The sequence below is a fragment of the Streptomyces sp. NPDC015171 genome (genome assembly GCF_043079545.1).
Classification (GTDB): domain Bacteria; phylum Actinomycetota; class Actinomycetes; order Streptomycetales; family Streptomycetaceae; genus Streptomyces.
Genome location: NZ_JBIBUO010000028.1, coordinates 1 through 25,242 on the forward strand (window position 1 = coordinate 1; position 25,242 = coordinate 25,242).

General features: G+C 74.4%; 12 protein-coding genes. 11 read left to right on the forward strand and 1 reads right to left on the reverse strand.

Annotation, left to right across the window (positions count from 1 at the left end; translation table 11 throughout):
* Positions 1–10: 10 nt before the first annotated feature.
* The 10 genes from ACF073_RS38955 to ACF073_RS39000 all read left to right on the forward strand — a co-directional run bounded on the left by ACF073_RS38955 (position 11) and on the right by ACF073_RS39000 (position 22,422).
* Positions 11–3,661, forward strand: coding sequence for an SDR family NAD(P)-dependent oxidoreductase (locus ACF073_RS38955; RefSeq protein WP_392076308.1), 3,651 nt, complete (start codon positions 11–13; stop codon positions 3,659–3,661).
* 30 nt (positions 3,662–3,691) lie between these two features.
* Positions 3,692–14,254 (forward strand): type I polyketide synthase, encoded by a 10,563-nt coding sequence (locus ACF073_RS38960; protein WP_392076251.1) that lies wholly within the window; start codon positions 3,692–3,694, stop codon positions 14,252–14,254.
* Positions 14,255–14,297: 43 nt separating this feature from the next.
* Positions 14,298–15,098: an arylamine N-acetyltransferase gene (locus ACF073_RS38965; RefSeq protein WP_392076252.1), complete on the forward strand. Its 801-nt coding sequence runs from the start codon at positions 14,298–14,300 to the stop codon at positions 15,096–15,098.
* Between the two features lie 56 nt (positions 15,099–15,154).
* Positions 15,155–16,498, forward strand: coding sequence for an NAD(P)/FAD-dependent oxidoreductase (locus ACF073_RS38970; protein ID WP_392076253.1), 1,344 nt, complete (start codon positions 15,155–15,157; stop codon positions 16,496–16,498).
* A 106-nt stretch (positions 16,499–16,604) separates the two neighbouring features.
* Complete coding sequence (locus ACF073_RS38975; protein WP_392076254.1) at positions 16,605–16,967, forward strand: hypothetical protein; 363 nt, start codon at positions 16,605–16,607, stop codon at positions 16,965–16,967.
* On the forward strand, positions 16,964–18,382 hold the full coding sequence (locus ACF073_RS38980; protein ID WP_392076255.1) for a 3-deoxy-7-phosphoheptulonate synthase: 1,419 nt from the start codon (positions 16,964–16,966) through the stop codon (positions 18,380–18,382). Before ACF073_RS38975 ends, ACF073_RS38980 begins: the two co-directional genes overlap by 4 nt.
* Before the next feature lie 195 nt (positions 18,383–18,577).
* Positions 18,578–19,738, forward strand: coding sequence for a 3-amino-5-hydroxybenzoate synthase (rifK, locus tag ACF073_RS38985; protein WP_392076256.1), 1,161 nt, complete (start codon positions 18,578–18,580; stop codon positions 19,736–19,738).
* Positions 19,735–20,832 (forward strand): Gfo/Idh/MocA family protein, encoded by a 1,098-nt coding sequence (locus ACF073_RS38990; RefSeq protein ID WP_392076257.1) that lies wholly within the window; start codon positions 19,735–19,737, stop codon positions 20,830–20,832. Before rifK ends, ACF073_RS38990 begins: the two co-directional genes overlap by 4 nt.
* A 7-nt stretch (positions 20,833–20,839) precedes the next feature.
* A complete protein-coding gene (locus tag ACF073_RS38995) occupies positions 20,840–21,535 on the forward strand; it encodes an HAD-IA family hydrolase (RefSeq protein ID WP_392076258.1) in 696 nt (231 codons plus the stop codon).
* Positions 21,511–22,422, forward strand: a complete 912-nt coding sequence (locus ACF073_RS39000; protein WP_392076259.1) for an ROK family protein — start codon at positions 21,511–21,513, stop codon at positions 22,420–22,422. The genes ACF073_RS38995 and ACF073_RS39000 overlap by 25 nt, the downstream gene beginning before the upstream one ends.
* 173 nt (positions 22,423–22,595) lie before the next feature.
* On the opposite strand, the gene ACF073_RS39005 is transcribed toward ACF073_RS39000, so the two are convergent.
* The gene (locus ACF073_RS39005; protein ID WP_392076260.1) at positions 22,596–24,260 is read right to left on the reverse strand and encodes a bifunctional 3-(3-hydroxy-phenyl)propionate/3-hydroxycinnamic acid hydroxylase; all 1,665 of its coding nucleotides are present in this window, start codon (positions 24,258–24,260) and stop codon (positions 22,596–22,598) included.
* 199 nt (positions 24,261–24,459) lie between these two features.
* On the opposite strand from ACF073_RS39005, the gene ACF073_RS39010 reads away from it, so the two are divergent.
* Positions 24,460–25,233 carry a thioesterase II family protein gene (locus tag ACF073_RS39010; RefSeq protein WP_392076261.1) on the forward strand — a complete coding sequence of 258 codons (774 nt, stop codon included), beginning with the start codon at positions 24,460–24,462 and terminating at the stop codon, positions 25,231–25,233.
* The last annotated feature ends 9 nt before the right edge of the window (positions 25,234–25,242 follow it).

Here is a 25,242-nt window from a genome sequence, read left to right on the forward strand (position 1 = left end):
GGACCAGACGGTGTTCACGCAGGCTGGGCTGTTCGCGGTGGAGTCGGCTCTGTTCCGGCTGGTGGAGTCGTGGGGTGTGCGGCCGGATGTCGTGGTCGGGCATTCGATCGGTGAGGTAGTTGCCGCGCATGTGGCTGGTGTGTTGTCGCTGGAGGATGCGGCGGCGTTGGTGGCCGCGCGTGGTCGGTTGATGCAGGCGCTGCCCTCGGGTGGTGCGATGGTCGCTGTGGCCGCGACCGAGGCGGAGATCGCTGAACACCTTGGTGGCGGGGTGGACTTGGCGGCGGTGAACGCCCCCGGCTCGGTCGTCCTGTCCGGCGACGAAACCGCGGTCCTGGCTGTGGCGGAGAAGCTGCGTGAGCAGGGCCGCCGGGTCAAGCGGCTCACCGTCTCGCATGCCTTCCATTCGGCGTTGATGGAGCCGATGCTGGCGGAGTTCGCGGCTGCTCTGTCGGAGCTGACCTGGAACGAGCCGGTCATTCCCGTCATCTCGAACGTCACCGGAAAGCCGGCGGAACTTGGCCAGTTGACGGACCCCGCCTACTGGGTGGACCACGTCCGCCGTCCCGTCCGTTTCGCCGAGGGCATCGCGGCGTCCGCGGGATCGGTCTTCCTGGAACTCGGCCCCGGTGGTGCGCTGACCGGTGCGATCGCCGAGTCGGCCGCCGAGGACGCGGTCAGTGTCCCGGCTCTGCGGGACGATCGCGGTGAGGAGCAGGCGCTGCTCGCCGCCGTGGCGGGACTCTTCGTACGCGGCACCCACGTGAACTGGGCGGCAGTTCTCCCGAAGGGCGCCACCGAGGCTCATGTGGACCTGCCGACGTACGCCTTCGACCACCGCCACTACTGGCTACAGCCGGCCGCCGCCACCGACGCGGTCGCGCTCGGCCAGAGCACGGCGGATCATCCGCTGCTGGGCGCGGTGGTGGAGGTACCGGAGACCGGTGGTGTGCTGTGCACCTCCCGGCTCTCCCTGCGCACCCACCCCTGGCTGGCCGACCACGCCGTCGGCGGGGTGGTCCTGGTACCCGGCACCGGGCTGATCGAGCTGGCCGTGCGCGCCGGTGACGAGGTCGGCTGCGGTGTCGTGGACGAACTCGTCATCGAGGCGCCCCTGGCCGTACCCGAGCAGGGCGGTGTCCGGGTCCAGGTCGCCGTCGGCGGGCCGGACGACAACGGCTCGCGCACTGTGGCGGTCTACTCGGCCCGGGAGGACACGGCCGGCGAGATCGGCGCCGGGACCTGGACTCGGCACGCCACCGGCACCCTCGCCGGCACGGTGACCGGGACCGGCGCCTTCGACTTCACCGCGTGGCCGCCGGCCGGCGCCGAACCGGTCGAGGTGGACGTCGACGCGTTCTACTCGGGTCTCATCGCGAAGGGGTACACCTACGGCCCGGTCTTCCAGGGCCTGCGGGCCGTGTGGCGGCGCGGCGACGAGGTGTACGCCGAGGTCGCCCTGCCGGACGGGCAGCGGGAGGAGGCGGCCCGCTTCGGCATCCACCCCGCCCTGCTGGACGCCGCGCTGCACGCCAACGGATTCGTCGCCCCTGCCGACGCGCCCGCTCCCGGCGAAGGACCGCGCACGGTCCTGCCGTTCGCCTGGAACCGGCTGGCCCTGCACGCGACAGGGGCCTCGGCGCTGCGGGTGCGGGTGGCGCCTTCCGGACCCGACGCGGTGTCGGTGCAGGCCGCCGACGAGACCGGCGAGCCGGTGCTGACGACCGACTCCCTGGTGTTCCGCGCGGTGAGCGCCGAGCAGTTGGAGGCGGCGGCCGGTGCGCCCGGCGCGGACGCGCTGTTCCGCGTGGAGTGGACAGAGTCGGCCGCGCCCGCCCGTGCCGGCGTCCGGGCCCCGGTCTGGGCACGGGTCGCCACGGCCGCCGACCTCGCCGGTCCGGCGGCGGCGGACACCGTGCCGGAGCTGTTCGTGGTACCGGCCGACGGCACCGACGACGCGCTGGAGCGCACCGCCCGGATCCTGGACGTCCTCCAGGCGTGGCTCGCAGACGAGCGGCTCGCGGACTCCCGGCTCGTGGTCGTGACCCGGGACGCGGTACCCGCCGGGGGCGAGGAGACCCTGACCGATCCGGCGGGCGCGGCCGTGTGGGGGCTCGTACGGGCCGCGCAGGCGGAGAACCCCGACCGGGTCGTCCTGGTCGACACCGACGCACCCCAGGACGACGACGAGTCCGTGTCCGCCCTGCTCACCCGCGCGCTCGCGGCCGGAGAGCCCCAGCTCGCGCTGCGCGGTACGACCGTCCGCGCGCCGCGCCTGGTACGCGCCGCCCCCGCGGCGGGGCCCGCCCGCTGGGACCCGGACGGCACCGTCCTCGTGACCGGCGGCACCGGCTCGCTCGGTGCCCTGCTGGCCCGGCACCTGGTCGAACGGCACGGCGTGCGCCATCTGCTGCTGGCGAGCCGGCGCGGCCCGGACGCCGGAGGCGCGCGGGACCTGGCGAGCGAGCTGACCGCGCTCGGCGCCACGACCGTACGGGTGGCCGCCTGCGACATCGCCGACCGCGAGGCGGTGGCCGCCCTGCTGGACTCCGTACCCGACGCACACCCGCTCACCGCCGTCCTGCACACCGCGGGCGTCCTGGACGACGGTGTGATCGGCACCCTCGACCGCGAGCGGCTCGACCACGTCTTCGCGCCCAAGGTGACGGCCGTACGCCACCTGGACGAGCTGACCCGCGCCCTTGACCTGACGACGTTCGCCGTCTTCTCCTCCGCCTCCGGCCTGTTCGGCTCGGCGGGCCAGGGCAACTACGCCGCCGCGAACGCCTGGCTCGACGCCGCGATGGCCCGGCGCCGGGCGGCCGGCCTGCCCGCGCTGTCCCTGGCCTGGGGCCCCTGGGAGCAGAGCACCGGGATGACCGCCGGCTCGGAGGCGGCGGCCCGCACCCGCGGCAACCGGCGCGGCGGCATCCTGCCGCTCGCCCCGCAGGAAGGCATGGCCCTGTTCGACGCGGCCCTGGCCGGCGGCGAGACCCTGCTCGTCCCGGTCAAACTGGACCTCAGGGCCGTACGCGCCGCCACGGCCACCGGCGCCGGGGTACCGCCCCTGCTGCGCCAACTGGTCAAGGCCGGGCGGCAGTCGGCGCGGGCCGCCGCCGGCGACGGCGGTGACGGCCTGCTGCGCCGGCTCGCGGGGCTCGACCGAGACCGCCAGGAGGCCGTGCTGCTGGACGTCGTCCGCGGACATGTGGCCGGCGTGCTCGGCCACAGCGGCGCCGACGGCGTCGGTGCCGAGACGGCGTTCAAGGACGCCGGCTTCGACTCCCTCACCTCCGTGGAACTGCGCAACCGGCTGCGCGGCGCGACCGGCGTCAACCTCTCCGCCACCGTGGTCTTCGACTATCCGACGCCGCTCGCCCTGGCCCGCCACCTGCACGGCGAACTCCTCCCGGAGGGCGGCGCCGGACAGCGGCCGGCGGCGGAAGCGGACGAGGAACGGCTGCGGCACGCGCTGCTGGCGCTCCCGCTGGACCGGTTCCGGGAGGCCGGACTGCTGGACGCGCTGGTCGAACTCGCCGCGCTGGAACCCGGCGCACCCGCGCCCGACGAACCGGACACCGCGCGAGGGGCGCTGGCCGACCTGGACGTCGACGACCTCGTACACCTGGCGCTGGGTGACAGCGACTCCCTCGAAAGCTGACGCGGCACACGACTGATTGGGGCAGGGAAAGTGAGTGCTTCCTACGAGAAGCTTGTCGAGGCGCTGCGGAAGTCGCTGGAAGAGGTCGGCACGCTCAAGAAGCGGAACCAGCAGCTGCTGAGCGCCTCGCGCGAGCCGATCGCCATCGTGGGCATGGCGTGCCGGCTGCCCGGCGGCGTCAGCACACCCGAAGACCTCTGGGAGCTGGTCGCCGAGGGCCGCGACGGAGTGTCGGGCTTCCCGGACGACCGCGGCTGGGACCTCGACACCCTGCTGGACTCCGACCCCGACAAGACCGGCACCTCCTACGTCGACCAAGGCGGCTTCCTCCAGGGTGCCGGCCGGTTCGACGCGGAGTTCTTCGGGATCTCGCCGCGTGAGGCGCTGGCGATGGACCCCCAGCAGCGGCTGCTGCTGGAGACCTCGTGGGAGGCGCTGGAGCGGGCGGGCATCGACCCCCTCTCGCTGAAGGGCACCGACGTCGGCGTCTTCAACGGCATCATGGGCGTCGACTACTTCGCCGGCGGCAGCGTCCCGCCCGAGCTGGAGGGCTTCACCGGCACCGGCGCCGCCTCCAGTGTGGCCTCCGGCCGTATCTCCTACGTCTTCGGCTTCGAAGGCCCGGCGGTCACCCTCGACACCGCCTGCTCGTCCTCCCTGGTCGCCATCCACCTCGCCGCGCAGGCGCTGCGGCGCGGCGAGTGCACCATGGCCCTGGCGGGCGGTGCCACCGTCATGGCCACGCCCGGCCTGTTCATCGACTTCTCCCGGCAGCGCGGCCTCGCCGCCGACGGCCGCTGCAAGGCATACTCGTCGTCCGCCGACGGCACCGGCTGGGCCGAGGGCGCCGGCGTGGTCGTCCTGGAGCGGCTGTCGGAGGCACAGCGCAAGGGCCACCGGGTACTGGCCGTCGTGCGCGGCACAGCGGTCAACCAGGACGGCGCCTCCAACGGGCTCACCGCCCCCAACGGCCCGTCCCAGCAGCGGGTGATCCGCAAGGCGCTCGCCGCGGCCGGCCTGACGCCCGCCGATGTCGACGCCGTCGAGGGCCATGGCACGGGCACGGTCCTCGGCGACCCGATCGAAGCCCAGGCGCTCCTCGCCACCTACGGCAAGGACCGCGAACAGCCCTTGTGGCTGGGCTCGTTGAAGTCGAACATCGGTCACACCCAGGCCGCCGCCGGTGTCGCCGGCGTGATCAAGATGATCCAGGCGATGCGCCACGGCGTGCTCCCGGCCACCCTGCACGTCGATGAACCGTCCCCCCGCGTCGACTGGAACACGGGCGCCGTACGCCTGCTCACCGAGGCCCGCCAGTGGCCCCGGCTGGACCGGCCGCGCCGGGCCGGTGTGTCCGGCTTCGGCGTCAGCGGCACCAACGCCCATGTGATCCTCGAACAGGCCCCGGAGGAGCCCGCGGCCGAGCCGACGGCCCCGGCCGACGGCCTGGTGCCCGTGGTCGTCTCCGCGCGGAACGCCGGCGCGCTCGCCGGACAGGCCCGACGGCTGGCGGACTTCGTCGCCGCCACGGACACCTCGCCGGCCACCGTCGCCGGATCGCTCGCCTCCCGACGGGCGGTGCTGCCCGAGCGGGCCGTGATCCTCACCGGATCACGGGACGAGACCCTGACCGCACTCCGGGCACTGGCCGACGGCGAACCGGCTCCCTCCCTGATCAAGGACTCCGTAACCGGGGGCAGGACGGTGTTCGTGTTCCCGGGTCAGGGTTCGCAGCGGGTGGGGATGGGCCGGGAGTTGTATGGCCGGTATCCGGTGTTCGCGCGGGCGTTGGACGAGGCGTGCGCGGCGTTGGACGCGCGGCTGAGCGGCTCGGTGGGTCACTCGGTGAAGGATGTGATCTTCGGCGGGGGTGAGGGTGACGGTCTGCTGGACCAGACGGTGTTCACGCAGGCTGGGCTGTTCGCGGTGGAGTCGGCTCTGTTCCGGCTGGTGGAGTCGTGGGGTGTGCGGCCGGATGTCGTGGCCGGGCACTCCATCGGTGAGGTAGTTGCCGCGCATGTGGCTGGTGTGTTGTCGCTGGAGGATGCGGCGGCGTTGGTGGCCGCGCGTGGTCGCTTGATGCAGGCGCTGCCCTCGGGTGGCGCCATGGTCGCGGTCGCGGCGACCGAGGCGGAGATCGCTGAACACCTGGGTGACGGGGTGGATTTGGCGGCGGTGAACGCGCCGGGTTCGGTCGTCCTGTCCGGGGAGGAAATGGCCGTTCTGGCTGTGGCGGAGAAGCTGCGTGAGCAGGGCCGCCGGGTCAAGCGGCTCACCGTCTCGCATGCCTTCCATTCGGCGTTGATGGAGCCGATGTTGGCTGACTTCGCGGCTGCTCTGTCGGGGCTGGCCTGGAACGAGCCGTCGATTCCGGTGGTGTCGAACGTGACGGGCCGGCTCGCCGAGCCGGGCCAGTTGACGGACCCCGCCTACTGGGTGGACCACGTCCGCCGTCCCGTCCGTTTCGCCGAGGGCATCGCGGCGTCCGAGGGGTCGGTGTTCCTGGAGCTGGGCCCTGGTGGTGCGCTGACCGGTGCGATCGCCGAGTCCGCCGCCGAGGACGCGGTCAGTGTCCCGGCCCTGCGGGACGACCGCGGTGAGGAGCAGGCGCTGCTCGCCGCCGTGGCGGGACTCTTCGTACGCGGCACCAAAGTGAACTGGGCGGAACTCCTTCCCGAGGGCGCCACCCGGACCCACGTCGACCTGCCCACGTACGCCTTCGACCACCAGCACTACTGGCTCCCGGCCCCTCGTCCTCTTCTGGACGCCACCGCCCTGGGCCAGGGCGCCGCGGATCATCCGCTGCTGGGTGCTGTGGTCCAGCTGCCGCAGTCGGACGGTCTTGTCTTCACCTCCCGGCTCTCCCTGCGCACCCACCCCTGGCTGGCCGACCACGCCATCGGGGGAGTGGTCCTGGTGCCCGGCACCGGTCTGGTCGAACTCGCCGTACGCGCCGGTGACGAGGTCGGCTGCGGAGTGCTGGACGAGCTCGTCATCGAGGCGCCCCTGGTCGTACCCGAGCAGGGCGGTGTCCGGGTCCAGGTCGCCGTCGGCGGGCCGGACGCGAGCGGATCCCGGAGCGTGGAGGTGTACTCCACCCGCCAGGACGTCGACGCGGAGGGCGGCGCCGAGGGGTGGACCAGGCACGCCAGCGGCACCCTCAGCACGGTCGTCCCCCCCACCGGCACCTTCGACTTCACCGTCTGGCCGCCGCCCGGCGCCCAGCAGGTCGACATCACCGACGGCTACGAGAAACTGACGCGCGCGGGCTACGCCTACGGCCCGGCGTTCCAGTGCGTGCGGAAGGTCTGGCGGCGTGCCGGCGAACTGTTCGCCGAGGTCGCCGTGGCACAGGAACAGCGGGAGAACGCCGCCGGGTTCGGTATCCACCCGGGGCTGCTCGACGCGGCACTGCACACGAGCATCCTGGACGCGGCCGCCGAGGTGCCCGACGGTGCCGTGGCGGACGACGAGCCGGTGGTGCGGCTGCCGTTCGCCTGGAACGGGCTGACGCTGCACGCCTCGGGCGCCGCCTCGATCCGGGTGCGGCTGCTGCGGCCCGACCCCGACACACTGTCACTGGAGGCCGTGGACGACGCCGGCGATCTGGTCCTGACCCTGGACTCGCTGGTCTCGCGGGCCGTCTCCGGTGAGCAGCTCGTAGCGGCGGCCGGTGCGACCGGCGCCGACTCGCTGTTCCAGGTCGACTGGAGTGAGCTGCCGGTCGTGCCGGTGGTGCCGGGTGTCGGTGAGGCGCCGGTGGTGTCGGTGGTCCAGGCCCGTTCCGGTGTGGGCGAGACGCCGGAGGCGGTGGTCGGTCGGGTGCTGGCGGCTGTGCAGGCGTGGCTGGGGGGCGAGGAGGTCGGCGAGGACGGTCGGCTTGTCGTGGTGACCCGGGGTGCGGTTCCGGCCGGTGGGGATGCGGCGGTCACCGATGCGGGTGGTGCGGCGGTGTGGGGTCTGGTCCGTGCGGCGCAGGCGGAGAACCCGGACCAGATCGTTCTGGTGGACACGGACACGGACGCGGACGGTGAGGTCGATCTGGGTTCGGTTCTGGCTGTCGGTGAGCCGCAGGTGGCGGTGCGGGGTGGTGCTCTGTTCGTGCCGAGGCTGGCACGGACGGCTCCCGTCGGTGCTGGGGCGCCGGTGCTGGATCCGGAGGGCACGGTGCTGATCACCGGTGGCACGGGCTCGTTGGCTGGTGTGCTGGCGCGGCATCTGGTCGTGCGGCACGGTGTCCGGCATCTGGTGCTGGTGAGCCGGCGCGGGCTGGAGGCCGACGGGGCGCGGGAGTTGGTCGCGGAGCTGGAGGGGCTGGGTGCGGCGTCGGTTGCGGTGCCGGCGTGTGATGTGACCGACCGGGAGGCGGCGCGGGCGCTGCTCGCGGGGCTGACCGGGCCCCGGCTGACCGCCGTCGTCCACGCGGCCGGTGTGTTCGACGCCGGTGTGGTCGCCGAGCTGGACGCCGGGCGCCTGGCGCGGGTGTTCGCGCCCAAGGTGGCCGCCGTCGAGCACCTCGACGAGCTGACGCGTGAACTCGCGCCGGATCTCGATGCGTTCGTTACCTACTCCTCGGTCTCGGGTGTCTTCCTCGGTGCGGGTACCGGCAGTTACGGTGCGGCGAACGCCTGCATGGACGGGTTGATGGCGCGTCGGCGGGCGGCCGGGTTCCCGGCGCGGTCGCTGGCCTGGGGGCTGTGGGAGCAGACCTCCGGCATGGGCGCCGACCTGGACGACCTGTCCCGCAGCCGTATGAACCGCCGGGGCGGTGTGCTGGCGCTCGGGCCCGAGGAGGGCATGCGGCTCTTCGACGCGGCGCTCGCCGGCGAGCCGACCCTGCTCGTGCCGGTGAAACTGGACCTGCGAGGGCTGCGGGCCGACGCCACCGCCGGAGCCGCCGTACCGCCGTTGCTGCGCGGGCTCGTCCGCGCCGGCCGGCGTGCCGCGCGCGGCACCGGAAGCGAGGGCCGGGACGGGCTGGCCGGACGGCTGGCCGGGCTGGCCCCCGCCGAGCGGGAGGCGCTCCTGCTCGACCTGGTCCGCACCCATGTCGCGAACGTCCTCGGACACTCCGGACCCGACCGGGTCAGGGCCGAAGCGGCCTTCAAGGAGGCCGGGTTCGACTCCCTCACCTCGGTCGAACTGCGCAACCGGCTGCGCGAGGCCACCGGGCTGAACCTGCCCGCCACCGCCGTCTTCGACTACCCGACCCCCCTCGCCCTCGCCCGCCATCTGCACGAGGAGTTCGAGGGCGTCACCCCGGCAGCGACCGCGCAGGCCGCCGTGGCGCACGACCCGGACGAGCCGATCGCGGTGGTCGGCATGGCCTGCCGGCTGCCCGGCGGGGTCGCGGGACCCGAGGACCTGTGGCGGCTGGTCCGCGAGGGCCGCGACGGCGTCACCGGATTCCCCACGGACCGGGGCTGGGACATCGACACCGTCTTCGACGCCGACCCCGACCACGCCGGCACCTCCTACGTCGGCCAGGGCGGCTTCCTGCACGAGGCACCGCTGTTCGACCCGCTGTTCTTCGGGATCTCGCCGCGTGAGGCCGTGGCCATGGACCCGCAGCAGCGGCTGCTGCTGGAGACCTCCTGGGAGGCACTGGAGCGGGCCGGGATCGACCCGACCGCGCTCAAGGGCACGGACGTCGGCGTGTTCAGCGGCATCATGGGCGTCGACTACTACTCGGGCGGCGAGGTGCCCGACGAGGTGGGCGGCTTCGCGCTGACCGGCGCCGGGGCCAGCGTGGCGTCCGGCCGGGTGTCGTACGTCTTCGGCTTCGAGGGCCCCGCCGTCACCGTCGACACCGCCTGCTCCTCCTCCCTGGTCGCCCTGCACCTGGCCGCCCAGGCCCTGCGCAACGGCGAGTGCTCCCTCGCCCTGGCCGGCGGCTCGACGGTGATGGCCGGCCCCGGCATGTTCATGGAGTTCTCCCGGCAGCGGGCCCTGGCCTCCGACGGGCGGTGCAAGTCGTACGCCGACGCCGCCGACGGCACCGGCTGGGCCGAGGGCGCGGGTGTCGTCGTCCTGGAGCGGCTGTCGGAGGCGCGGCGCAAGGGGCACCCGGTGCTCGCCGTGATCCGCGGCAGCGCGGTCAACCAGGACGGCGCCTCCAACGGGCTCACCGCCCCCAACGGCCCGTCCCAGCAGCGGGTGATCCGCAAGGCGCTCGCCGCCGCCGGGCTCACCCCGGCCGACGTGGACCTCGTGGAGGGCCACGGCACCGGCACCGTCCTCGGCGACCCGATCGAGGCACAGGCCCTCCTCGCCACCTACGGCAAGGACCGGGACCCGGAACGGCCCCTGTGGCTCGGCTCGTTGAAGTCGAACATCGGACACGCCCAGGCCGCCGCCGGGGTCGCCGGCGTGATCAAGGCCGTCCAGGCCCTGCGGCACCGCGAGATGCCCGCCACCCTGCACGTCGACGCGCCCTCCGCGCAGGTCGACTGGTCGGCCGGTGCGGTGGAACTGCTCACCGAGGCCCGCGAATGGGCCGACCCGGGACGGCCGCGCCGGGCCGCGGTGTCCTCGTTCGGGCTCAGCGGCACCAACGCCCACGTCATCCTGGAAGAGGCCGCCGACACTTCGGAGGCGGCCCCCGCCGCGGCCCTCGACGCAGGGCCCGACGCGACCGACGCTGGGCCCGACGCGACTCCCGACGCGGCTGTGCGGCCTGCCGCACCCGAGCCGGCCGGCGTGCTGCCGCTCGTGGTGTCCGCCCGCGGCACCGGCGCGCTCGCCGGGCAGGCCGCCCGGCTCGCCGCGTTCCTGGCGGACACCGGCGCCGCGCCGGCCGACGTCGCGGCGGCCCTGGTGACCCGGCGGGCCGTACTGCCCGAGCGGGCCGTGATCGTGGCCGGCAGCCGCGAGGAGGCCCTGGCCGGACTCACCGCGCTGGCCCGCGGTGCGGACAGCCCCGCCGTGGTGACCGGCACTCCCGCCACGGCGGCCGGCACCGGAAAGGTCGCCTTCGTCTTCCCCGGCCAGGGCAGCCAGTGGGCCGGCATGGGCCGCGAACTGCTCGACAGCTCCCCGGTGTTCGCCGAGCGGATCGCCGAGTGCGCCCGCGCCCTCGAACCCTGGGTGGACTGGAACCTGACGGACGTACTGCGCGGCGAGGCACCGGCCGGCCTGCTGGAGCGCACCGACGTCACCCAGCCGGCGGCCTTCGCCGTGATGGTGGGCCTCGCGGCCGTCTGGGCCGCCGCCGGAGTCGTACCGGACGCGGTCGTCGGCCACTCGCAGGGCGAGATCGCCGCGGCCTGCGTCGCCGGAGCGCTGCCGCTGGCCGACGCGGCGCGACTGGTGGCCCTGCGCGCCCAGGTGATCGCCGAGCGGATGTCCGGGCACGGCGGCATGGTCGCCGTGGCGCTGCCCGAGACCGAGACGGCCGCCGCCGTCGCCCCCTGGGCCGGACGCGTGCACGTCGCCGCGGTCAACAGCCCCTCCTCGACCGTGGTGGCCGGGGACGCCGAGGTACTGGACGAGATCGTCGAGACACTGTCGGCCCAGGGCGTCCGGGCCCGGCGGATCGTGTGCGACTTCGCCTCCCACACCCCGCAGGTGGACGCGGTGCGCGAACTCCTCGCCAAGGCGTTCGCCGACGTACACGGCCAGGCGCCCGTCATCCCGTTCCACTCCACCGTCACCGGCGAGCGGGTCACCGAGGCCGGTGTCCTGGACGGCGACTACTGGTACCAGAACGTCCGCCGCCAGGTGCGCTTCGGCCCCGTCGTCGCCGACCTGCTGGCGTCAGGGCACACCGTGTTCGTGGAGATCGGCGCCCACCCGGTGCTCGCCCCGGCGATCAGCGAGACCGCCGACGGCGCCGCCACCCTGGTGACCGGCACCCTGCGCCGCGACGACGGCGGCCCCCGTCGGCTGCTGTCCGCCATGGCCGATCTGTTCGTCAAGGGCGTCCCGGTCGACTGGACCGGCGTCCTGCCGGCCACCGCACGCCCCGTCGACCTGCCCACGTACGCCTTCGACCACCAGCACTACTGGCTCCCCGCCCCGGCCGCCGGCGGCGACGCGGCCTCGCTCGGCCTGGCCGGCGCCGACCACCCGCTCATCGGCGCGGTGGTCGAACTGCCCGACACCGGTGGCGTGCTGTGCACCTCCCGGCTGTCCCTGCGCACCCACCCCTGGCTCGCCGACCACGCCGTCGGCGACGTGGTCCTGCTGCCCGGCACCGCACTGGTGGAACTCGCCGTCCGCGCGGGCGACGAAGCCGGCTGCTCCACCGTCGACGAACTCGTCATCGAGGCCCCGCTGATCCTGCCCGCACAGGGCGGCGTACGCGTCCAGGTCAGCGTCGGCGGCCCCGACGACACCGGCACCCGCACCGTCACCATCCACTCCGCGAGCGACGGCGCGGCCGGCGCCGACGGCTGGACCCGGCACGCCACCGGCGTCCTCACCCCGGCCCCCCGCACCCGCGCCGCGACGCACCCCGACCTCACCACCTGGCCGCCGGCCGGCGCCGAACGCGTCGAGGTGACCCCGGAGGACTTCTACGCCGGGCTGCGCGAGCACGACTACCGCTACGGCCCCGTCTTCCGCGGCCTGCGCGCGGTGTGGCGGCGAGGCGAGGAACTCTTCGCCGAGATCGCCCTGCCGGAGCGGGAGCACGAGGCCGCCGGCGGGTTCGGGCTGCACCCCGCGCTCCTCGACGCCGCCCTGCACACCAAGGCGTTCCTGAGCACCGGCGAGCACCGCACGATGCTGCCCTTCGCGTGGAACGGGCTCACCCTGCACGCCTCCGGGGCCGCGGCGCTGCGGATCCGGGTCGCCAGGCCCGCGCCGGACGCGCTGTCCCTGGAAGCGGCCGACGAGACCGGCAGCCCGGTCCTCAGCGCGGACTCGCTGGTGTTCCGCCCGGTCGCCCCGGAACAGCTGCGCGCCACGGGCGGCGGCGACATGCTCTTCGGCGTCGACTGGGTTTCGCTGCCCAGGCCCGAGGACCCCGGGACGCCGGCCTGGATCCGGGTGTCCACGGCGGAGGAGGTGGCGACCCTCGCCGAGGACGCCGCGGCCACCGGCGAACTGCCCGCCGCCGTCGTCCTGGAGGCCGCGACGGCCGGCCCGGACGACACCCCGCTCGCCGTGACCGACCGCACCCTGGAGGTCGTCCAGACCTGGCTCGCCGGCGGCGGCCTCGAAGACACCCGGCTTGTCGTGGTGACCCGGGGTGCGGTTCCGGCCGGTGGGGACGCGGCGGTCACCGATGCGGGCGGTGCGGCGGTGTGGGGTTTGGTCCGTGCGGCGCAGGCGGAGAACCCGGACCAGATCATTCTGGTCGACACGGACACGGACACGGACGCGGATGGTGAGGTCGATCTGGGTTCGGTTCTGGCTGTCGGTGAGCCGCAGGTGGCGGTGCGGGGTGGTGCTCTGTTCGTGCCGAGGCTGGCGCGGACGGCTCCGGTTGGTGCCGAGGCGCCGGTGCTGGATCCGGAGGGCACGGTGCTGATCACCGGTGGCACGGGCTCGTTGGCGGGTGTGCTGGCGCGGCATCTGGTCGTGCGGCACGGTGTCCGGCATCTGGTGCTGGTGAGCCGGCGCGGGCTGGAGGCCGAGGGAGCACGGGAGTTGGTCGCGGAGCTGGAGGGACTGGGTGCGGCGTCGGTTGCGGTGCCGGCGTGTGATGTGACCGACCGGGAGGCGGCGCGGGCGCTGCTCGCGGGGCTGACCGGGCCCCGGCTGACCGCCGTCGTCCACGCGGCCGGCCTGTACGACGCGGGTGTCGTCGGTGAGATCGAACCCGAGCGGCTCGCCCGGGTGTTCGCGCCCAAGGTGGCCGCCGTCGAGCACCTGGACGCTCTGACCCGTGAACTCGCCCCTGATCTGGACGCGTTCGTCACCTACTCTTCGGTCTCGGGCGTCTTCCTCGGTGCGGGTACCGGCAGTTACGGTGCGGCGAACGCCTGCATGGACGGGTTGATGGCGCGTCGGCGGGCGGCCGGGTTCCCGGCGCGGTCGCTTGCCTGGGGGCTCTGGGAGCAGACCACCGGTATGGCGGCCCGCACCGACGAACTCACCCGCGGCCGCCTCAGCCGCCGCGGCGGCGTGCTGGCCCTGGTGCCCGAGGAGGGCATGCGGCTCTTCGACGCCGCGCTCGCCGACGAGCGGACCCTGCTCGTACCGGCCAAGCTCGACCTGCGGGGACTGCGGGCCGACGCCACCGCCGGGGCCGCCGTACCGTCGCTGCTGCGCGGGCTCGTCCGCGCCGGCCGGCAGTCGGCACGGTCCGCCGTCACCGGGGACGAGCGGCGCCGGCTGGCCGAACGTCTGGCCGGGCTGCCCGCCGCGGAGCGCACCGAGGCCCTGCTGGAGCTGGTCCGCACCCAGGTGGCCGTCGTCCTCGGCTACGCCGCGACCCACCAGGTCGACGCCGACCAGGGCCTGTTCGAGATCGGCTTCGACTCGCTGACCGCCCTCGAACTGCGCAACCGGCTCAGCGAGCTGACCGGCACCAAGCTCGGCGCGGGCCTGGTCTTCGAACATCCGACCCCGGAGCGGATCGTCGGTCATCTGGCCGAGCGCATGTACGGCGAGGACGCGACCGGGCCCGCGGCCCTCTCCGTCTGAGGCGTCCGCCCACCCCACCACCCCGAAGGGAGCAGCTGACCGCATGTTCGACGTGGATGCCTACCTCCGCCGCATCGGCTGGTCGGGGCCGAGACCCCGGCCCGACCTCGACACCCTGCGCACCCTGCACAAACGGCACCTGATGGCACTCCCGTACAACGTCGCGGGACAGGGCTTCGACCAGGGCGTGAACCTCGTGGACGTGGACGAGGACGAGGTGTTCCGCACCGGCGTCATGGAGGGCCTCGGCGGCACCTGCTTCCAGCTCAACCGGCTCTTCCACCGGCTCCTGTCCGCACTGGGCTACGAGGTGACCCTGCTCGCCGCCAGCACCGCCGAGGGCCGGGAGAACTTCGGCACCGAGATCGAGCACATGTTCATCCGGGCCGTCGTGGACGGCGAGGAATGGCTCGTCGACGTCGGCTACCCCGGACCGTCGTACCTCGAACCGCTGCGCGTCGGCGACGAGGTGCAGGCCCAGTACGGCTGCCAGTACCGGCTCGTCCACAAGGACGACGGCGCGATCGCCCTCCAGCGGCGCGGACGCGTCACCCGGTGGGGCACCGTCTACACGTTCCGGCCGCAGCCCCGCCAGTGGCACGACTGGAAGGACCTGGAGGACCGGGCCCGCGCCCACCACGCCACGGCGGCCGGCGACGACGACGGCCAGGGCACCCTGTGCGGCCGGACGTTCGACAACGGCCAGGCCGTCCTCAAGGGCCACCGCTACCTGGTCGTCCGGGACGGCCGCGAACGCGTCCGCACCGTCGTCGACGAGGACGAACACCGCAGGCTCGTCGCCGCGATCCTCAGCGGCGACCTCGACCCCGGCGACCTCACGTGACCCGGCGGCAGACCAACCAACCCAACGTCACCAGCGAACGCAGGGAGAGACATTCCATGGGGAACAACTCGGCCGACGTGGTCGTCATCGGTGGGGGACCGGCCGGCGCGGTGAGCGCCTTCGTGCTGGCCAAGCAGGGGCACTCCGTCGTGCTCCTGGAGCGCGACGAGTTCCCGCGCTTCCACATCGGCGAGTCACTGCTGCCGTACATGATGGGCCTGTTCGACCGCATCGGCATCCGGGAGGCGGTGGAGACCAAGGGCTACGTCCCGAAGTTCGGGGGCGAGTTCATCGACCCCACCGAGACCAAGTTCTTCTCCGGCGTCTTCCGCGCCGACTTCACCAAGCAGGGCGAGGGCCGCTACGACCGGGCGTTCCAGGTCGAGCGGGCCAGGTTCGACGGCATGCTCGTCGAGGAGGCCGGCAAGGCCGGCGCCCAGGTGCAGCTCGGCGCCACCGTCGGCGAACTGCTCATGGAGGGCGACCGCATGGTCGGCGTCCGCTACACCAAGGACGGCGAGGAGCACGAGGTCCGCTCCCGGTACGTCATCGACGCCAGCGGGCGTGCCGGGCGCATCGCCAACAAGTTCGGGCTGCGCAAGACGCTGGAGAAGCTGCGCATGGTCGCGGTGTTCCGGCACTACGAGGGCCTGGACGAGAAGCACAACCTCGGTGTCGAGGGCGACATCCAGGTCGGCGCGCACGGCGACGGCTGGGTGTGGGCCATCCCGCTGTCCAAGGACGTCATCAGCGTCGGCACCGTCATGCCCCGCGACGTGCTGCGCGCCTCCACCCCGGAGAAGGTCTTCGAGGAGCACGTCGCCCGGGTGCCGCGGATCACCTCCCGGCTGACCGGCACCCGCCCGATCATGGACCTGAAGATCGAGACCGACTACTGCTACCACGCCGACACCGTCACCGGGCCCGGCTGGGTCATGGTCGGCGACGCCGGCTGCTTCGGCGACCCCATGTTCTCCGGCGGTGTCCTCGTCGCCTCGGCCACCGCGGTCCGCGCCGCCGAGACCATCGGCGAGGCCCTGAAGAACCCGGAGGACGCCGACCGCCTGATCGGCGAGTACGAGAACTTCTTCAAGACCGGCTACGACACCTACATCCGGCTCATCCACGCCTTCTACGACGGCGAGCTGGTCTCGGTCGCCGCCGACGCCGGCCGCACCACCGACCGCGACGCGCTGGAGCGGTACATGATCCGGCTGATCGGCGGCGACTTCTGGAGCGAGCACAACGCGGTCGCCCAGGAGATGCGCCGGCGTCCCGAATGGGACACCTTCTCGCCGTTCCAGCGGGTCTTCGGCTGCCCGTCCTACCCGCACCTGGACGAGCAGGACCGCAAGGAGCGCGCCGAGTCGCGCATCCGCCGGGTGACCGCGGGCCAGTAGCCCGCCCGGGCCAGCCCGCCACACAGACCCGGCCGCGCGGTGAGCCGCCGGCCGGGCTCCGGGCGACCGACCGAGTCCGCGCGCAACCGAACAAGGTGAGACGGAAGTGACCACACAAGTCCCGGCGCGCTGCGGCGGCCGGTCCTACGAGGTGCTCATCGGCCCCGGCGCGCACCCCGCGCTGCCCGGGATCACCGAGAAGCACCGCACGAACGCGGCGTACGGGGCCTCCACCGCGGCGAGGTTCCTGTCCGGCTCACCGTCCCGGGCGCGCGGCGGCGGTGTCCGCGCACCGGTGCCGGGCACCCGCTCGGCGGGGCGGCCCGAGACCACCGCGACGCGCCGGACCCCGATCGGACCGGCCCGCTCCGCCGCCGTCTCCGCCGGCGGCACCACCACCGAGGCCGTGCGCCAGGCCGCCGCGCTCCGGCCCGCCGGGGCCGCGGGAACGGAGGCGGCGGTGACATGACGTACACACCACGGTGGCCGCCCGGCGCCCCGGGGCGGACCCGGCGGCGAGCGGTCGAGCGCACCCTCGCCGGCCGGCTCGAAGCGGCCCTGGCCAGGCCCGCCGCACAGCAGCCCGGCTGGCCCGACCCGGCCCGGGCCCAGGCCGTGGTCCGCCGGCTGACCGCAGGCGAACCACTCGTCACCCCCGCCGAGACCCGGCGGCTGCTCGACCGGCTCGGAGCCGTCGCCCGCGGCGAGGCCCTCCTGCTGCAGTCCGGTGACTGCGCGGAGACCTTCGCCGACACCACCGAACCGCATCTGCGGGCCAACCTCGGACTGCTCCGCAGGATGGCGCTGGTCCTCACCCACGCCGCCGGCCTGCCCGTGGTCACGGTGGCGCGCGCCGCCGGACAGTACGCCAAGCCACGCTCCGCCACCGTCGACGCCCACGGGCTGCCCGTCTACCGGGGCGACATCGTCAACTCCGCCGAAGCCACCCGCACGGCCCGCACCCCCGACCCCGAACGCATGGCGCGGGCCCACGCCCACGCCCGGGAGGCGATGGCCGTCGTCCGCCGGCTCGCCCACGGCGACCTCGCCGACGCGCACGCCCTGCACGAGGAGAACCGGCACTTCGTCGGCACCGCGCCCGGCGGCAGCCGGCACCGGGCACGCGCCGCCGAGATCGGCCGCGGGCTGCGCTTCATGTCCGGCATCGGCGCCCCCGCGCCACGCCTCGGCGACATCTACACCAGCCACGAGGCCCTGCTCCTCGACTACGAACGCACCCTGCTGTGGATCGACGACGAGGGCCCCGAACCGCGACTGTCCAGCGGGCTCGCCCACTTCCTGTGGATCGGGGAGCGCACCCGGCGCCCCGACGGCGCGCACATCGCCTTCGCGGAACTGCTGGCCAACCCCATCGGTGTGAAGATCGGCCCCGGCACCACACCGGAACAGGCCGTGGAGTACGTACGCCGTCTCGACCCGCACGGCGTGCCCGGACGGGTCACCCTGATCAGCCGGATGGGCCACGACCGGGTCCGCGAGGTGCTCCCGCCGATCGTGGAGAAGGTCACCGCCTCCGGCCGCCAGGTGATCTGGCAGTGCGACCCGATGCACGGCAACTCCCGCACCACGGACACCGGTTACAAGACCCGGCACTACGACCACATCCTCGGCGAGATCACCGGCTTCCTGGAGGTGCACCGCGCCCTCGGCACCCACCCCGGCGGCCTGCACCTGGAGGCGACCGGCGAGGACGTCACGGAGTGCGTCGGCGGCGCGTCCGGCCTGTCCGAGAAGGACCTGCCCGCCCGCTACCGCACCGCCTGCGACCCCCGCCTCAACGCCGAACAGGCCATGGAACTCGCCTTCGCCGTCGCGGAGCTGTTCACGGCCAACGCGGTGCGTACCACCCAGGTGCCGCTCTGACCGGCCGGCACCCGCACACCGCCCGGCAGCACCCGCCGGCGGCCGACTACCAGACCGGGGGATGGGAGGGCCGGGACACCGCGTCCTAGTCTGAGGACGGCCAGCATCGCGCGCACCGTCCGGACCGGCGTACCGCCCTCCTCGCCTCGCCCGCTCCTCTCGCCCAGCACGTTCCCGACGGAGATTTGGAGAACCATGAACGCGCGACCGGCACCGGAATTCCCGAAGTGGCCGCAGTACGACGACGATGAGCGGACCGGACTGATCCGGGCCCTTGAACAGGGCCAGTGGTGGCGCATGGGCGGGGAGGAAGTCGACTCCTTCGAGCGTGAGTTCGCCGACTTCCACGGCGCCCCGCACGCCCTGGCCGTCACCAACGGCACCCACGCCCTGGAACTCGCCCTGCAGGTCATGGGCGTCGGTCCGGGCAGCGAGGTCATCGTGCCGGCCTTCACCTTCATCTCCTCGTCGCAGGCCGCCCAGCGCATCGGCGCGGTAGCCGTCCCCGTCGACGTCGACCCGGACACGTACAACATCGACATCGCCGCCGCCGCCGCGGCCGTCACCCCGCGCACCAAGGCGATCATGCCCGTGCACATGGCGGGCCTGATGGCCGACATGGACGCCCTCGGCAAGCTCTCCGCCGACACCGGCGTGCCGATCCTGCAGGACGCCGCCCACGCCCAGGGCGCCCGCTGGCAGGGCAAGCGGGTCGGCGAACTGGGCTCGGTCGCCGCGTTCTCCTTCCAGAACGGCAAACTGATGACCGCGGGCGAGGGCGGCGCGGTCGTGTTCCCCGAGAGCGACCTGTACGAGGCGGCGTTCCTGCGGCACAGCTGCGGCCGGCCGCGCACCGACCGCCGCTATCTGCACGCGGTCGCCGGCACCAACATGCGGCTCAACGAGTTCTCCGCCTCCGTGCTCCGCGCCCAGCTGCGCCGCCTGCCGGCCCAGACCGAACTGCGCGACAAGCGCTGGGCGCTGCTGTCCCGGCTGCTCGGGGCCATCGACGGAGTCGTGCCGCAGGGCGGTGACGTCCGCGCCGACCAGAACACGCACTACATGGCGATGTTCCGCCTCCCCGGCATCTCCGAGGAGGACCGCAACGCCCTCGTCGACCGGCTGGTCGAGGCCGGGCTGCCCGCGTTCGCCGCGTTCCGCGCGATCTACCGCACCGACGCCTTCTGGGAGACGGGCGCCCCCGACGAGACCGTGGAGCAGATCGCCGAGCGCTGCCCCCACAGCGAGGCCATCAGCAGCGACTGCGTCTGGCTGCACCACCGGGTGCTGCTCGCCGGTGAGCAGGACCTGGAGATCACGGCCGAGATCGTCGCGGACGCCGTGGCCGCGATATGAGCGTACGGGCCGCCGTGGTGGGGCTCGGCTGGGCGGGGCGGGAGCTGTGGCTGCCCCGGCTGGCGGCCCACCCGGACTTCGACCTGGTCGCCGTCGTCGACCCGGACCCCGCCGTGCGGGCGGCCGTCGGCGCCGCGGACGGTCCGCCCGCGCACGCGGAACCGGCCGCGCTCGACGCCGCGGCGGTCGACCTGGCCGTCGTCGCCGTCCCCAACCATCTGCACGCCGGCGTCGCCGCCGGCCTCCTCGGCCGTGGCGTGTCCGTCTTCCTGGAGAAGCCGGTCTGCCTGTCCAGCGCCGAGGCCGACACCCTGGCGGCGGCCGAGCGCGACGGCGGCGGCGTACTGCTGGCCGGCAGCGCCGCCCGGCACCGCGCCGACGTACGCGAACTCGCCGGGCTGCTGCCCGACCTCGGCCGGGTCCGGCACGTCGACCTGGCCTGGGTGCGGGCCCGCGGCGTACCGCAGGCCGGCGGCTGGTTCACCCGGCGCAGCGAGTCCGGCGGCGGTGCCCTGGTCGACCTGGGCTGGCACCTCGTGGACACCCTGACCGCGCTGCTCGGCCCGTCCCCGGTCCGCCAGGCCGTGGGCGCCACCTCGGACGACTTCCTCAACGCCGGCGCGTGGTCCGCTGCCTGGCGCCGCGAGGAACCGGCCGCCGCCCGCACCGGCGACGTGGAGGACACCGCCCGCGGATTCCTGCTCCGCGAGGACGGCGTCTCCGTGTCCCTGCGGGCCAGCTGGGCCTCGCACGAGGCGCGCGACCTCTCCCTGATCCGGATCGAGGGCAGCGCCGGCACCGCCGAACTGCGCTGCACCTTCGGCTTCAGCCCCAACCGGCAGCCGGAGTCCGTCCTCACCCTCACCCGGGAGGGCGGCACCCGCCGGCTGCCGGTGCCCGCCGAACCCGTCGGCGCGGAGTACGGGCGGCAGCTGGACGGCGTGCCCGCCCTCCTCGCCGACCCGGCAGGCCGGGGCCGGGCCGTCACCGAGGCCCGGACCACCGTACGGCTCATGGAGCGCCTCTACGCCTCCGCCCGGGCCGCCGGTGAGGGGCCGGGCGAGCCCGTGTACCAGCACACCACCAGCAGATGAGGACCCCATGACAGTCCACTCGACCGACCGGCCCGTCGTCCCGGCCGGTCTCCTGACGGAACCCCGGCGGGCGGTCGTCTTCGACCTGGACGGGGTGATCGTCGACAGCTTCCCGGTCATGCGGGAGGCCTTCGCGGTCGCCTACGCGGAGGTCGTCGGCGACGGCCCGGCCCCGTTCGCGGAGTACGTGCGCCACCAGGGCCGCTACTTCCCCGACATCATGCGGATCATGGGGCTGCCGCCGGAGATGGAGGAGCCCTTCGTCCGCGAGAGCTACCGGCTCGCCCACCGCGTGGAGGTCTTCGACGGCGTCCTCGAACTCCTGCTGACCCTGCGGGTGCGCGGGCTGCGGCTGGCCGTGGCCACCGGCAAGGCCGGGGACCGCGCCCGCTCGCTGCTCGACGGGCTCGGCCTGCTGCCGTTCTTCGCACACGTCATCGGCTCCGACGAGGTGCCGAGGCCCAAGCCGGCGCCCGACATCGTGCGACGCGCCCTGCACCTGCTGGACGTGGAACCCGAGCAGGCCATCATGGTCGGCGACGCGCCCACCGACCTGGCCAGCGCCCGGGACGCCGGCGTCGCCTCCGCCGCCGCCCTGTGGGTCGGCCCCGACGAGGAGGAGCTGCTCGCCGCCGGGCCCGACGCGGTCCTGCGGCGGCCGGGCGATCTGCTCGCGCTGTGCCCCTCCGTACCGGGCGACTGACCGTGCGGGCCGCCCAGGGCCGTCTCGGCGTCGACGTCGGCGGCACCAAGGTCGCCTTCCGGGCCCGGTACGGCGACGGCCGGACCGAGGAGTCGTCCTTCACCTGGGGCCCGCACCGGGACGCCGGCCGCGACCTGGCCGATCTCGCCGCGCACCTGAAGGCGTTCCCCTCGCTCACGGACGTACGGGCCGTCGGCGTGGCCATGCCCGCCACCGTGGGCCCCGACGAGCGGATCACCGCCTGGCCCAGCCGCCCCGCGTGGACCGGCCTCGCCCTCGGCCCGGCCCTGCGCGAGCTGTTCCCCGGCGCTGCCGTGGCCTGGGCGGACGACGGCGACCTCGGTGCCCTGGCCGAGGCGTACGAGGCGGACTGCCCCCATCTCCTCTACATCGGCGTCGGCACCGGAGTCGGCGGCGGATTCGTGCTCGACGGCGCCCCGTGCCCCGGCCGGGGCTCGTTCGAGATCGGTCACCTCGTGGTCGACCAGGACGGACCCGAGTGCGTCTGCGGCCGGCGCGGCTGCCTCCAGGCCACCGCGTCCGGACCGGCCACCCTCGGCCACGCCGCCCGGCTGCGCGGCTCCCCCGTAGCCTTCGACGACCTGCGGACCGGACTGCGCGACCGGCTGCCCTGGGCCGTCGAGGCACTGAACCGCTCGGCCCGCGCCCTCGCGACGGCGATCGCCGGAGTCAGCGAACTCCTGCACCCCGAACGCGTCCTGCTCGGCGGCGGGTTCGCCGCGGGCATCCCGGACCTGCTGGACGCCGTCACCGCCCGTCTGGCAGCCCTCGGCCGCCCCGGCCACCCCGTACCGCCCCTCGGCCCGGCCCGTCTGGGCGGACTGTCGTCCCTGCGGGGCGCCCTCCTCCTCGCCGGACGCCTCTGACCGCCCGCCACGGCCCGCACCCCGCCGGCGACGCCCGCACCGGCGAACACCGACACCACCGCCCGGACGCACGCCCCGTGCCCCACGCGACCCGGCCCCGTCCGGGGCGGGGGAGCGGCCCGCCCGGTGCGCCCGCTCCGTCCGCTCCGCTCGACCCGGCCGCCCCACCCGGTTCAGCCGGTGTGGCCCGCCGTCGCCGGGGCCGGTGCGGTCAGCCGTGCGCGCAGGTCGTCCACGAGTGCCGTCGTGGCGGCCGGGCCGGCCGCCGCGCCGAAGACGTGGTAGTCGGGACGCACCAGCACCGCGGTCGCGCCGTACCGGGCAAGGAAGCCGCGCAGCACCCCGTCGGCGTCCACCGCGTCGACCACCCCGTCCGCGCCGTCGTACGACCCGGCGGCCGGCCTCAGGCGGACCACCTCGGCGCCGAGGTCCCGCAGGAACGCCAGCCGGTCCGCGGTGAGGCCCAGCTCGGCCTCGGCCTCGGCGAACAGGACGAAACCACGGGCCACCGGATCCTCCAGCGGCTCCGCGCCGGACGGCCCGTGCAGCCGGGCGTGCGGCAGCACCTCGCCGGCCGGCGGCACCCGGGTCTGTGCACCGGCGCCCTCCGGCAGGTGCAGCAGCCCGCGGGTGATCGGCCGCGCCGGATCGGGCCGGCCGGGGCCCCGCCCGCGCCGGTTCGCCAGCACCGTGGCGTCGCGCTCCTTGGCCGCCGCCGGATCCGTCACACAGATCAGCCGACCCAGCTGCACCGACGCCAGGATCGACTCGCGCACCTGGGCCTTGCGCTCCTCGGTGTAGGTGTCGAGCAGGGACTCCGGGGCCGAGCCGCGCAGCACCAGGTCGAGCCGCCACGCCAGACCGGTCACGTCCCGTATCCCCGAGCACATGCCCTGCCCGGCGAACGGCGGCATCAGATGGGCCGCGTCGCCGGCCAGCAGCACCCGCCCGGCCCGCCAGTCGTCGGTCCACCGCGCCTGGAAGATGTACGTGGTGCTGCGCAGCAGCCGGGCGGTCTCCGGGGTGACGCCGTACGGCGCCAGCAGCCGCCACGCCGTCTCCTCCCGGTTCAGGTCGGCGGCCCGCTCGCCCGGCAGCCGCATGAACTCCCAGCGCCGGTGCCCCGGCCCGCTCCCGACCAGCGTGGTGGGCCGGGCCGGATCGCACAGCTGCACATTGGTCGGCGCGAACTCGCGCGGCTCGCGCAGCTCCACGTCGCACAGCAGCCACTCGTAGGAGAACCCGAGATCGGTGACGGACACGCCCATCCGTTCCCGGACGAAGCTGTTCGCGCCGTCGCAGCCGACCACCCAGCGCGCCTCGAAGGTCTGGGCGGTGCCCTCGTCGTCCTCGGCGGTCACCGTCACCCCCGCGGGTCCCTCGGAGATGTCGACCACCCGGCGGTCCCGCAGCACCGTGATGCCCGGGAGCCGTGCGGCGCGGGCGGCCAGCAGCTCCTCGAGCGCGGGCTGGTGCATGGTGTTGGCGTCGGGCCAGCCGTACGGGCCCTCGGTGGTGAACGCGATGTCCAGCAGCGTCTCGCCGTCCGCCGTGCGCCACCGGTAGCCGGTGCCCGGCTCGGTGATCCGGCCCAGCTCCCCGCCGATCCCGGTACCGGCCAGCAGCCGGGCGGTCTCCCCGTCGAAACTCGTCGCCCGGGGCAGGGTGTACGGCCGCCGGCGCCGTTCCAGGACGGTCACCCGCCAGCCGCGCTGGGCCAGCAGCACGGAGAGCACCGACCCGACGGGCCCGTACCCGACGACGAGCACATCCGTCGCCGGCCCCCGCCGCGGTGAACCGCCGTCCGCCGGCACGCCGTTCGATGACACATCGGACATGAAACCCCCTCGGTGCTGCCCGGTGGACGGGCCCTGCTCGGGTGACTCGTGGTGAGCGTACGGGCCCGGTGCCCGGCTCCGGCCGGAATCCGCGGCGGGCTATCAGGTTGAGGGATACCGGCCCCGGACGGCCCCGGCCTACGCTGCCGGAGTCCCGTACCAGACGCTGAGTCCCCGACGTGAAAGCGAGCCATTCGGCATGCCCGGAACAACGGCACAGTTCGAGAAGTGGGTCAGCGTCTTCCGGCCCGGGCCGGACAGCGCGGTACGGCTCGTCTGCCTGCCGCACGCCGGCGGCTCGGCGAGCTTCTTCTTCCCGGTCGCCACCGCCCTCACGCCCGCCGTCGAGGTCCTGGCCGTGCAGTACCCGGGCCGTCAGATGCGCCGGCAGGAACCCGGCATCGACAACATCCCGGAGTACGCCGACCAGATCTTCGCGGCACTGCGCCACCTGGACGACCGGCCGCTGGCCCTGTTCGGGCACAGCATGGGCGCCGTCCTCGCCTACGAGGTGGCCCTGCGCATGCGGCAGGCCCAACTGCCCGCCCCGGTACGGCTGTTCGCCTCCGGCCGGCGCGCGCCCTCCCGGTACCGCGACGAGCGCGTGCACGCCGCGACCGACGAACAGGTCCTGGCCGAACTGCGCACGCTCAGCGGCCCCAACCAGGCGGTGCTGGCCGACCCCGAGGTACTGGCGATGTTCCTGCCGGCGATCCGCAGCGACTACACCGCCATCGAGAACTACCGGCACGACCCCGACCGACGGCTCGACTGCCCGCTGACCGTGCTCACCGGTGACGCGGATCCGCGGACCTCGCTGGAAGAGGCACGCGCCTGGGAGGAGCACACCACCGGGCCGACCGACGTACAGGTCTTCCAGGGCGGTCACTTCTTCCACGTCGAGCGGAGCGCCGAGGTCATCGCCCTGCTGAAGCGCAGCCTCGCCGGTCAGGGCGCCGGCACCGCCCGCTGACCCCCATCG

Coding starts and splice junctions, on each gene's coding strand:
- ACF073_RS38995 (WP_392076258.1), top strand. CDS start 20,840: ATGACAGTCCACTCGACCGACCGGCCCGTCGTCCCGGCCGGTCTCCTG.
- ACF073_RS38970 (WP_392076253.1), top strand. CDS start 15,155: ATGGGGAACAACTCGGCCGACGTGGTCGTCATCGGTGGGGGACCGGCC.
- ACF073_RS38965 (WP_392076252.1), top strand. CDS start 14,298: ATGTTCGACGTGGATGCCTACCTCCGCCGCATCGGCTGGTCGGGGCCG.
- ACF073_RS39010 (WP_392076261.1), top strand. CDS start 24,460: ATGCCCGGAACAACGGCACAGTTCGAGAAGTGGGTCAGCGTCTTCCGG.
- ACF073_RS39005 (WP_392076260.1), bottom strand. CDS start 24,260: ATGTCCGATGTGTCATCGAACGGCGTGCCGGCGGACGGCGGTTCACCG.
- rifK (WP_392076256.1), top strand. CDS start 18,578: ATGAACGCGCGACCGGCACCGGAATTCCCGAAGTGGCCGCAGTACGAC.
- ACF073_RS38980 (WP_392076255.1), top strand. CDS start 16,964: ATGACGTACACACCACGGTGGCCGCCCGGCGCCCCGGGGCGGACCCGG.
- ACF073_RS38990 (WP_392076257.1), top strand. CDS start 19,735: ATGAGCGTACGGGCCGCCGTGGTGGGGCTCGGCTGGGCGGGGCGGGAG.